The sequence below is a fragment of the Mesorhizobium sp. M7A.F.Ca.CA.002.09.1.1 genome (genome assembly GCF_003998555.1).
Taxonomy (GTDB): Bacteria; Pseudomonadota; Alphaproteobacteria; order Rhizobiales; family Rhizobiaceae; genus Mesorhizobium; species Mesorhizobium ciceri.
Map to the genome: position 1 here is coordinate 1 of NZ_RZRR01001489.1, position 656 is coordinate 656.

Genomic DNA, 656 nt, shown 5'->3' on the forward strand with positions numbered 1-656 from the left:
CGATGAAGGTGCCGGTGAACGATACCGACAGGGAATTGCCGCCGACGATCGGCAGCGGCAGCCAAGCGTCGAGAACCCACAACAAATGTAGCTTGGCGAGCAGCCAGGTGAGGATGCCTTCCTTGGCCAGGATCAGCTTCCAGGCGTAGATCTTGACCAGATAGCTGGACCACAGCGGCAGCATGATGCCGAGATAGAACAAGGCCTTCCAGCGGCCGCGCGCATAGCGCGCCGCGTAGTAGGCGATGGGGAAGGCGATGACGGCCGAGGCCAGCGTGACCAGAGCCGCCATCGTCACCGTGCGCAGGATGATGTCGAGATTGGCAGCCTGGAACAGATCGCCATAGGTCTTGAGCGTGAACTCGCGGTCGATGAGGCCGGAAAACTCGTCGATGGAGAAAAAGCTCTGCGCCAGCAGCGCAAACAGCGAGCCGATATAGACGATGCCCAGCCACAAAACCGGAGGCAGCAGCATGAGCAGCAACAGGACCTTCGGCTTGCGCCAGAAAAGGTCCGACAGAGCGCCGCGCAGACCGCCGCTACCCGGCAGGATGGCGGGAGCGGTTGCACGCATCATGGCGGCGTCGAGGCTCATGCCGGCTCGTCCATCAGATGCAGTTTCTCGCGGTTGAAGGTCCGCACAACCGCCTCGCCTT

General features: G+C 62.0%; 1 pseudogene. It reads right to left on the reverse strand.

Features of this window, described 5'->3' with window-relative positions:
• Positions 1-595: pseudogene (locus tag EN994_RS34210) on the reverse strand (ABC transporter permease); the annotation flags it as partial.
• Positions 596-656 lie beyond the last annotated feature (61 nt).